8 protein-coding genes are annotated in these 10,238 nt (G+C 73.2%); all 8 read left to right on the top strand.

Annotated elements, in window-relative coordinates; all coding sequences use genetic code 11:
* The coding region (locus AB0K09_RS23055; protein WP_366067266.1) for a collagenase at nt 1–2,314 on the top strand (2,314 nt) is incomplete at its 5' end.
* 166 nt (nt 2,315–2,480) lie between these two features.
* Complete coding sequence (locus AB0K09_RS23060) at nt 2,481–3,743, top strand: DegT/DnrJ/EryC1/StrS family aminotransferase (protein ID WP_366067268.1); 1,263 nt, start codon at nt 2,481–2,483, stop codon at nt 3,741–3,743.
* 16 nt (nt 3,744–3,759) lie between these two features.
* Nucleotides 3,760–4,857, top strand: a complete 1,098-nt coding sequence (locus AB0K09_RS23065; protein WP_366067270.1) for a ParB N-terminal domain-containing protein — start codon at nt 3,760–3,762, stop codon at nt 4,855–4,857.
* 59 nt (nt 4,858–4,916) lie between these two features.
* Nucleotides 4,917–5,153 (top strand): phosphopantetheine-binding protein, encoded by a 237-nt coding sequence (locus AB0K09_RS23070; RefSeq protein WP_366067275.1) that lies wholly within the window; start codon nt 4,917–4,919, stop codon nt 5,151–5,153.
* Nucleotides 5,150–6,850, top strand: a complete 1,701-nt coding sequence (locus AB0K09_RS23075; RefSeq protein WP_366067271.1) for an AMP-binding protein — start codon at nt 5,150–5,152, stop codon at nt 6,848–6,850. The genes AB0K09_RS23070 and AB0K09_RS23075 overlap by 4 nt, the downstream gene beginning before the upstream one ends.
* Nucleotides 6,847–7,620, top strand: coding sequence for an alpha/beta fold hydrolase (locus AB0K09_RS23080; RefSeq protein WP_366067272.1), 774 nt, complete (start codon nt 6,847–6,849; stop codon nt 7,618–7,620). The genes AB0K09_RS23075 and AB0K09_RS23080 overlap by 4 nt, the downstream gene beginning before the upstream one ends.
* 10 nt (nt 7,621–7,630) lie before the next feature.
* Nucleotides 7,631–8,824: an FAD-dependent oxidoreductase gene (locus tag AB0K09_RS23085; RefSeq protein WP_366067273.1), complete on the top strand. Its 1,194-nt coding sequence runs from the start codon at nt 7,631–7,633 to the stop codon at nt 8,822–8,824.
* On the top strand, nt 8,821–10,238 hold a 1,418-nt coding region (locus tag AB0K09_RS23090; RefSeq protein WP_366067274.1), incomplete at its 3' end, for a polyketide synthase. The genes AB0K09_RS23085 and AB0K09_RS23090, both read left to right, overlap by 4 nt.

The raw sequence follows: 10,238 nt of genomic DNA on the forward strand, positions 1-10,238 counted from the left end.
TCTCGCCGCTGCCCTGACGGGCTGCCTGGCCCTGCCGGCGGTCCAGACGGCGCAGGCGGCCCCGGCCCGCCCCGCCACACCCCCCACGGCCACCACCGCGGCCCCCCACACCCCCCCGAACCCCACCGACCCCCACGACCACGTCGACCGGCTCGCCAAGCCCGCGACGCCCTCCTCCCGCACGCCCGTGCCGGGCGGCGGCAGGATCAGCCCCGGGCACATACCCGGCGACCTCGCCGACGGAAAGCCGGACACCGGCAGACCCGTACCCAGAGCCCTCGGCGGCGCCGTCCCCTGCACCCTCGACGGCATCACCGGACTCACCCCCGAACGGCTCGCGGACTTCCTGACCGACCCCGCCGTCACGGCCGGCGGCTGCCTGCACGGCCTGATCTGGACCTGGGACCCCCGGCTCGTCCCCGTCCTGTCACCGGCACACGTCCAGGCCGTCGCCCGGCGCGCCGCCGCGCTGGCCCCGGCCCACGGCGGCACCGACGCCACCCACCTCCTGGAGCTCTTCACCTATCTGCACGCCGCCGTCTACCACGACTTCTCGCACACCGAGATCGACCTCACCGACCCGGCCACGATCGACGCCATGCGCCGCGCCATCGCCGCGTTCGGCACCGCCGCCCACACCTTCGACCCGACCCGGCAGAACGCCGAGACCCTGCGCGAGGCCCTCATCGCCGGCAGCTCCACCGGCCTGCGGCAGTACCAGACGGCCCTGATCGCACGGGTCCTCGGCACGCTGGCCCCGGGTACCGGCACCGCCGCCGACCCGAGCTGGGGCGACGCGGTCTTCGGCGCGCTCACCGTCAACTACCTGGGCATCTACCCCGGCAACAACGACACCGCCTTCCGCGCCGCCGTCGCCGCCGACTCCGGATACCGCGCCGCCTTCCGCGCCTACTCCGGCTACACCCACCTGAAGAACACGGCCAACGCCTGGGCCGTGCGCGACGCCCTGAGCGAGTACGGCCGCTTCGGGCAGATCGACAGCCTCAAGCCGGCCGTCCTCGCCGACCTCGGCACCCTCCTCCGCACCGCCACGGCCAACTTCGGCGACCTCAGCGCGCCCTGGGCCTCCGTCGCCTCCTGGCTGATCTTCTTCCAGGACTGCGACCGGTACCAGGTCTGCGTACCGCAGATCGAGGCCCGGGTCTTCCCCCGCACGTACACCTACGACAAGGGCGGCATCCAGGTCCGCACCGCGCTCGACGCGGCCACCGTCGACCAGCTCTACTACGCGAGCAAGCAGGTCAAGACCCAGTTCTTCGACGTGCTGGGCACCGACCGGCCGCTGACCGGGGACCCCAACGCCACGCTGCACATCCACCTCTACGCCTCGCGCGCCGACTACGAGGTGCTCCACCCCCTGCTCACCGGCATGGGCACCCAGAACGGCGGCGTCTACATCGAGGACGGCGCCACTTTCTACACCTACCAGCGCCGCGTCCCCCAGGACTCCTCACTCACCCTGGAAGAGCTCTTCCGCCACGAGTACACCCACTACCTCAACGGCCGCTGGGCCGTCCCCGGCATGTTCGGCGACCCCCGCTGGTTCGCGAACGACCTGACCACCGCCATGGACGAGGGCACCGCCGAGTTCTTCGCCGGCAGCACCCGCCAGGACGGCGTCGAGGTCCGCAAGTCCCTCGTGAAGGGCGTCATCGCCGACACCGCCGGCGGCGGCCCGCGCATGAGCGTCGACCGGCTGCTGCACGCCACCTACGACGGCGACGGCTTCCGCTTCTACAACTACGCGGGCACGTTCTTCGAGTTCCTGTGGACCCACCACCCGTCGCTGCTGCGTGAGATGTACGGCTACGAGCGCGCCGACGACCCGAAGGGCTTCGACGCCTGGCGCACCCGTCTGGGCGCCAACGCCGCGCTCCAGCACGAGTACGACGCCTTCCTCGACGAACAGATCGCCAAGGTCGACGGCCTCTTCGTCCCCGACACCCACTACGTCCCCGTCGGCTCCCTGCGGCTCGCCCGCCCCGACGCCGTGACCTCGGCCCTGGCCTCCGCCACCGGGCTGACCCCGGTCTGCACCGGCAACGGCGACACCAACGGCAAGCCGCGCTTCACCTGCACGGGCCGCGTCACCGCCCGGCTCGCCGACTCCCACGATCCCGACGAGGTCTTCGCCGACATGGTGGAGACCGTCGACTACTTCGTCCTCGACCGCGCCGAGCCGGCCGCCAACAACTTCGCCGACATGAACTGCTCCTTCGGCCCCGTCGACATCTGGTCCGACGGCACCGCGGGCACCTCCACCTACACCTGCGAGGGACCCCTGCACCCCTGAGAAACCCCAGGTGACGAGGGGCCCGGCGGCATCGTGCCGCCGGGCCCCTCGGCCGTTTCCGCAGACGCGTCCCGGCACACGGAACTGACCATTCTGACCCCGTCCTGACCCTGCTGACCGCGGCCGTCCCTTCCAGCGCACCTGACACATCACTTGGATGGTTCGCATGACGGACAGGAGCTATGTAGTGCCCTGCGCCAAGCGGGGGAGTGTGCTTGCCGAGCCCGAGATCACGGCGCTGGCGGAACTGGTACGGGGGGACGCGCCGCTGTCCCTCGCCGGCATGCGGGACCGCTTCGAGGACCGCTTCGCCCGGCTCGTCGGCAGCCGGCACGCGTTGTCGGTCACCAGCGGCACGGTGTCCCTGGAGATGGCCATACGGCTGCTGGACCTCCAGCCCGGGGACGAGGTCATCGCCACGCCGCAGACCTACCAGGCCACCGTGATGCCGCTGCTCGACCACCGGGACGTCACGGTCAGGTTCTGCGACGTCCTACCCGGAACCCTCACCGTCGACCCGGCGGTGTTCGCCTCGCTGATCACGCCCCGCACCAAGGCGCTGCTGCTGGTGCACTACGGCGGTTGCCCCGCCGACATGGACGAGATCATGGCGATCGCCCGGCGGCACGGCGTCCTCGTCGTCGAGGACTGCGCCCACGCCGTGGGCACCCGGTACAAGGGACGCCGCCCCGGCTCCCTCGCCGACATCGGTTGCTTCAGCTTCCAGAACTCCAAGAACATCACCACCCTCGGCGAGGGCGGCATGCTCACCTTCGACCGCGACGACTGGGCCGAACGCCTGGAGCGGCTGCGCGGCAACGAGGTCGACGCCGTCACCGAGCCGGAGACCGCCATCGACCCGGACCAGCCGCTGGTCCTGCCCTGGATGAAGTACTCCGCCCACGTCTACAGCGACCGCGTCAGCCGGGTGCGGTACGCCGGCAGCAACGCCGCCCTCTCCGAGGCCGCCGCGGCCGTGGGCCTGGCCCAGCTGGACCGGCTGGAGGAGGTCGGCGGCATCCGCCGCTCCATCGCCGCCCGCCTCGACGAGGTCATCGCCCGCTACCCCTTCGTCACCCCCCAGCGCGCCCCGGGCCACAGCGAGCACGCTCACCACCTCTACACCTGCTTCGCCGACTACCGTGAGTTGCGCGACCGGCTGCTGCTCGCCCTCGACCGGCGCGGCGTGGAGATCCAGCTGCGCTACTTCCCGCTGCACCTGACCCCGGAATGGCGGCACCGCGGCCACCGGCGCGGCGAGTGCCCGACGGCCGAGCGGATCTGGTTCGACCAGCACCTCAACCTGCCCTGCCACCCCGGGCTGCGCCCCTCCCAGGTCGACTACCTCGTCGACGCCCTCGACGAGTCGCTCGCCGAACTGGAGGGCCTGGCCGGGCGCCGGACCGCCACCGTGCTGGCCGCCGGCTGAGGCCGGGAGCGCACCCATGACCGCCCCGGTGTACGGCGTTCTCACGCCGAAGCCCCCGCACGCGCCCGCACCCCGCCTCGACCGGGCCCGCCCGCTCCGCCCGGCCCCTCTCCCGGCACGCGGCCGGATCGTGGTGATCCGTATCGCCCTGCTCCACCTCACCGGCTCGCCCCGGCTGGGCGGCCAGGACCCCGAGCACGTCCGGGCCCTGGCCAAGACGGACCCCGCCCTGCTCCCGCCCATCGTGGTGCACCGCAGCACCCTGCGCGTGCTCGACGGCGTGCACCGGGTGCGGGCCGCGCAGCTGCGCGGGGCCACCACCATCCGCGCCGAGTTCTTCGAGGGCACCGAGGAGGAGAGTTTCGTGCACGCCGTGCGGGCCAACACCTCGCACGGGCTGCCGCTCTCGCTCGCCGACCGCAAGGCCGCCGCCGCCCGCATCCTCACCACCTACCCCGAGTGGTCGGACCGGTCGATCGGCGCGGCGGCCGGACTGTCGGGCAAGACGGTGGCCGTCATCCGCAGGCGTTCAGCCGAGGAGAATCCGCGGCTGAACGAGACCGACCGGCTCGGCCGGGACGGGCGCATACATCCGGTCAGTGCGATCGAGGGCCGGATCGTCGCCGGCCGGCTGCTGAACGAGAGGCCGCACGCCTCCCTCCGGGAGATCGCGCACTCCGCCGGCATTTCCCTGGGCACCGCGCAGGACGTCCGCAGACGGCTGGAGAAGGGGGAGGACCCCGTCCCCTCCCGGCGGCGCCCGGCCCGTCCCGCCGCCGAACCGCCCGCTGTCCCGCCGGCCCCGCCCGCCGCACCGCCGGCGGGCGGGGCCGCGCCCCCCAGCCGTACGCGTGCCGCGTCCGGCGACCGGCCCCCGCCGTCGCTGGCCAGGCTGCGCACCCTGCGGCAGGACCCCTCCCTGCGCTCGACCGACACCGGGCGCGCACTGCTGCGGCTGCTGTGCGCCCACGACCTCTCCCTGGCCAACTGGGACGCCATCGTCGGCAGCGTCCCGCCGCACTGCGTCGACGCGATGGTCGACGTGGCGAACGAATGCGCCCGCGTCTGGCAGGCGTTCGCCCGGGACGTCGCCCGGCGCGACCACGGCGCCTGACGCCCGCCCCCCCGCAACATCAACGCCCTCGGAACGATGGAGGACTGATCCCCTTGTCGATGAACGCGGTGATCGAGACGCTCACCGAGATAGGCGTCGACGGAGACGAACTGCGCGACGCCGCCCCCGAGTGGCGGCTGCGCACCGAACTCGGACTGAGCTCGGTCGAGACCACCGAGCTCCAGCTCGCGCTGGAACAGCGCTTCGGGCTCGCCGTCGACCTGTGGGACGAAGAGGACCACACCCTCGGCCGGCTGGCCGAGCTCATCGCCGGTGCACGGCGGAGTGCGGCATGACCGCCCCGGTGGACACCCGGCCGGCCCACGACGTCCCCCGGATCGACCCCGACCGGGCGCGGCGGTACCGCGAGGCCGGCCTGTGGCGCCCGGAGACGGTCGGCGCGCTCGTCCTCGACCGGTGCCGCCACCGGCCCGAGGCCTGGGCCCTCGTCGACGGCGAACGCCGTCTCACCTACGGCGAACTGGAGCAGGCCGTCCACGGCGCCGCCGCCCGGCTGCGGGAGCTCGGCATCGCACCGGGCGACCGCGTGGCCGTCCAGCTGTCCAACCGCGTCGAGTACGTCGTGCTGGTGCTGGCCCTGATGACCCTCGGGGCGCCGCCCGTGCTGATCCTGCCGGCCTTCCGCGAGCACGAGCTGGACCACATCCTCTCCGTGACCCGGCCCGTCGCCTTCGCCGTCGAGACCGGCAACCGCCGCTTCGACCAGCTCGGCCTGGCGCGCCGGCTGCGCGAGCGGCACGACACCCTGCGCCTGCTCCTCGTCCGCGACGGCACCGGCCTCGGGCCCGGGGAGGAGGACCTGACGGAGCTGTGCCGGCCCCGGCCGGACGCGGTGCCGCAGCCCGTCACCGCCGACCCGCGCGACGCCGCCGTCTTCCTGCTGTCGGGCGGGACCACCGGACTGCCCAAGGCGATCCCGCGCACCCACGAGGGCTACGGCTACATGATCCGCACGGCCACGGAGATCGCCGGAGTCTCCGAACACACCGTCAACCTCGCGGTCATGCCGGCCACCCACGGCTTCGTCATGAACTGCCCCGGCGTCCTGGGCACCCTCATCGCCGGCGGCCGGGTCGTGCTCGCCGACCCCCACAGCCCGCGGGCCGCCTTCGAGCTGATCGAGCGCGAGGGCGTCACGCACTGCACCCTCGTCCCCACGCTCGTCCTGCAGTGGCTCGCGGCCGCGCCCGGCAGCCCGTACGACCTCGGCAGCCTGGAGGTCCTCCAGGTCGGCGGCTCACGGCTCAACGCCGATGCCGCGAGCCGCGTCCGGCCGGTGCTGGGCGCCACCGTGCAGCAGTGCTACGGCATGAGCGAGGGACTGCTGTGCTTCACCCGCCTCGACGACCCCGACGAGGTGCTCTTCCACACCCAGGGCCGGGCCGCGGCACCGGACGACGAGATCAGGGTCGTCGACGACCACGGCATGCCCGTCGCCCCCGGCGGCATGGGTGAGCTCCTCACCCGCGGCCCGTACACCGTGGCCGGCTACTACCGCAATGCCGAGGCCACAGCCGGGGCGTTCACCGAGGACGGCTTCTACCGCACCGGCGACGTCGTCCGCCTCGACGCGGACGGCAACGTCGTCCTGGAGGGCCGGGTGCGCGACACCATCAACCGGGGCGGCGAGAAGATCTCCGCGGAGGAACTGGAGACGATCGCCCAGCGTCACCCGGCCGTCGCCCAGGCCGCCGGCGTCGCCATGCCCCACCCGCTGTACGGCGAGGCCGTGTGCCTGTATGTCGTCACCAGCGGCCAGGAGGGCGTCGGCCTGCGTGAGTTGCGCCGCTTCCTCCAGGAACAGGGGCTCGCCGCCTACAAGTTCCCCGAGCGCCTGGAGATCGTCGAGGCCCTGCCGCTCACCGGCATCGGAAAGATCGACAAGAAGGCGCTGCGGCAGGACGTCGCCGGGCGCCTCGCCGCCGAGGCCCGCGAGAAGCAGGAGCAGCGGGAGAAGGGGGAGCGCCGGTGAACCACGCCTCCCCCTGGGCCCGGCGGCTGCCCGGCCCCACGCCGGCCCGCCACCGGCTCGTCTGCTTCCCGCACGCCGGCGGTGGCGCCTCGGCCTACCGGCCCTGGCGCGACCTGCTGCCCCCGGATGTCGAACTGCTCGCCGTCCAGTACCCTGGCCGCGAGGAGCGCACCGCCGAACCGTTCGCCGAGGACATGGCCGAACTCACCGACCGGCTCGCCGAGGGCCTCGCGCCCCTGCTGGACGGGCCGTTCACCTTCTTCGGCCACAGCCTCGGCGCGGTGGTCGCCTACGAGGTCGCCCACCGCTGGGAACGTGCCGGCTATCCCGTGCCCGACCATCTGATCGTCTCCAGCCAGTACGCGCCGCCCTCGGTCACCTCCGGCGGCGTGCACGAACGTGACGACGACGGGCTCCTGGAGGAGCTCGCCCGGCTCGGCGGTGTCGGGCCGCGCGAGCTCGCCGCCCCCGGGCTCCGCGAACTGATCGTGCCGGTCGTCCGGGCCGACTACCGGCTCCTCGACTCCTACGACCCCTCCGCCGCCGAGCCGCTGGACGTGCCGGTGACGGCTTTCTGCGGCACCGGCGACCCCGCCCTCGGCGCCGAGGACGTCGCCGAGTGGGCCGACTTCACCCGCGCCGGCTTCACGCTCCGCCTCCTCGACGGCGGCCACTTCTACCTCCGCGACCACCCCGCCGAGGCCGTCGCCGCCGTCACCGCCCTGCTCCCGCAGCCCCTCAGCCCGCAGCCCCTCAGCCCTCAGAAGTGAGTTGAACGTCATGAACGACCACGAGCACTACGACCTGATCGTCATCGGCGGCGGCCCCATCGGCCTGTCCACCGCCTGGCAGGCCGCCCGCCGCGGCGACACCAAGGTGCTCGTCCTGGAGCAGTACGGCTTCCTGAACGAGCGGACCGGCACCAGCGGCAGCGAGCGGCACTGGCGGCTCCAGTACACCCAGCGCGACATCTTCGCCCTCACGCTGGAGACCCTCCCGCTCTGGCACGAGCTGGAGCGGCTCGCCGGCCGCCGGCTCATCCACGCCGTCGGCAGCCTCTGGTTCGGCGATGTCGAGGTCGAGACCAACGAGGGCCACATCGCCGAGACCGCCCGCGCCATGGACGAGATGTCCGTGCCGTACGAGTGGCTGACCGCCCGGGACATCGAGAACCGCTACGGTTTCACGAACCTGCCCCGCCACTACGAGGGCTTCCTCCAGCGCGACGGCGGCTCCATCGACGTCCGCGGCACCCTCGCCGCGCTGTTCCAGCTCTCCCAGGAACACGGCGCGCTGCTGCGCGCCAACGAGCCCGTCCTCGAGGTCGCCCCGGACACCGGAGGCGTCACCGTGCGCACGGCGCGCACCACCTACCGCGCCGACAAGGTCGTCCTCGCCAACGGCGGGCACGTCAACGACATCACCCGCTCCTGGGGCGTCTCGCTGGACGTCTCCCTCTTCGAGATGGCCCTGGTCTCCTACCGGCAGCGCGCCGACGCGGAGCGGCCCTTCTGGTTCGCCTTCCAGCAGCCCACCGAGGAGGACACCAACCTCTTCTACGGCTTCCCGCCCAACCCCTGGGCCTCCGACAACGAGGTCCGGCTCGGCCCCGACTTCGAGGTCAACCCCCTGCGCCACGCGAGCGAGGCCACCGGCATCCCCGACCCCCGCCACGTCGAGCGGGTGACCGACTGGGTCACCGCCCACATGCCCTGGGCCGACCCCGAGCCGGTCCAGACCTCGACCTGCCTGGCCGTGCTGCCCGCCGACCCCTCCCGCCAGTTCTACCTCGGCACCGCCGCCGGGCTCGTCGACGGCGGCGAGAACGTCGTCGTCTCCACGGCCGGCTGGGGCTTCAAGTTCGTTCCCCTGTGGGGCGAGATCTGCGCGGACCTGGCGCTGAAGGGCGCCACGCGGCACGACATCGGCCGCCACGCCCTCGCCCAGGGCGTACCGGCGGGAAGCGCCGCATGACGGCCGCCGCACCCGCACCCGCACCCGAACCCGCCGACGGATCCCGGGACATCGCGGTCATCGGCATGGCCGGCCGCTTCCCCGGGGCCGGGGACGTCGACGCGCTGTGGCGGAACCTGTGCGACGGCGTCGAGTCCATCACCGCCCTGGACGAGAAGGACCTCGTCGACGAGGGCGTCGAACCCGGCCTCTACCAACGGCCGGAGTACGTCGCGGCCGCGCCCGTCCTCGACGGGGTGGACCTCTTCGACGCCCGCTTCTTCGGCTTCACGGCCCGCGAGGCGGCCCTCCTCGACCCGCAGCAGCGGCTGTTCCTGGAGTGCGCCTGGCACGCCATGGAACACGCCGGCGTCGACCCGGGCAGTGTCCGCTCCGGCGGGGTGTTCGCGGGCGCCGGCATGCCCGCGTACCTGATGTCGAACCTGCTCGGCGGGCGGCGCGTCACCCTCGACTCCGCCTCCTTCGAGCTGCAGATCCACAACGACAAGGACTTCCTCGCCACCCGCACCGCCCACCAGCTCGGCTTCACCGGGCCCGCCGTCTCCGTGCAGACGGCCTGCTCCACCTCGCTGGTGGCCGTGCACGAGGCCGCGCAGGCGCTGCTCACCGGCGCCTGCGACCTCGCCCTCGCCGGCGGCGTGACCGTCCGGGTGCCGCACCGCGCGGGTTACCTCTACGAGCGCGGGCTGATCTACTCGCCCGACGGGCACTGCCGGCCCTTCGACGCCGACGGGCAGGGCACCGTCTTCGGCAGCGGGGCCGGTGTGGTCGTCCTCAAGCGGCTGGCCGACGCGCGGGCCGGCGGCGACCGGATCCTGGCCGTGCTCAAGGGCTCGGCGGTCAACAACGACGGTTCCGACAAGGTCGGTTACACCTCGCCCAGCGCCGCCGGCCAGGAACGCGTCGTCCTGGACGCGCTGCGCGCCGCCGGCGTGCCGGCCCGGACCGTCACCGCGCTGGAGGCCCACGGCACCGCCACGCCCATCGGCGACCCCATCGAGATCAAGGCGCTCACCCGGGCCTTTAGGCAGTCCACCGAGGACACCGGGTTCTGCGCGGTGAGCTCGGTGAAGTCCAACATCGGGCATCTGGAGACCGCGGCCGGCATCGCCGGCCTCATCAAGGCCGTCCTCCAGCTCCAGCACCGCACGCTCGTGCCGAGCCTGCACTTCCGCGCGCCCAACCCGCGCATCGACTTCGCCACCACCCCCTTCTTCGTCAACACCGAGCTGCGGCCCTGGGCCGAGGGCGAGACGCCGCGCCGGATCGGGGTGAGCTCCTTCGGGATCGGCGGCACCAACGCCCACGTCGTCCTCCAGGAGGCGCCCGAGCCCGAGCCCGCCGCGGCCGGGGCCCCGGCATCGTCTTCGAGGGCGTCAACGACATCCGCGCGGGCACGACGGCACAGCAGGTG

Origin of the sequence: Streptomyces sp. NPDC049577 (assembly GCF_040675635.1) — a bacterium.
Taxonomy (GTDB): domain Bacteria; phylum Actinomycetota; class Actinomycetes; order Streptomycetales; family Streptomycetaceae; genus Streptomyces.

Excerpts from the sequence above, each read along its gene's own strand:
- AB0K09_RS23060 (WP_366067268.1), top strand. The coding sequence starts at position 2,481 with ATGACGGACAGGAGCTATGTAGTGCCCTGCGCCAAGCGGGGGAGTGTG.
- AB0K09_RS23065 (WP_366067270.1), top strand. The coding sequence starts at position 3,760 with ATGACCGCCCCGGTGTACGGCGTTCTCACGCCGAAGCCCCCGCACGCG.
- AB0K09_RS23070 (WP_366067275.1), top strand. The coding sequence starts at position 4,917 with ATGAACGCGGTGATCGAGACGCTCACCGAGATAGGCGTCGACGGAGAC.
- AB0K09_RS23075 (WP_366067271.1), top strand. The coding sequence starts at position 5,150 with ATGACCGCCCCGGTGGACACCCGGCCGGCCCACGACGTCCCCCGGATC.
- AB0K09_RS23085 (WP_366067273.1), top strand. The coding sequence starts at position 7,631 with ATGAACGACCACGAGCACTACGACCTGATCGTCATCGGCGGCGGCCCC.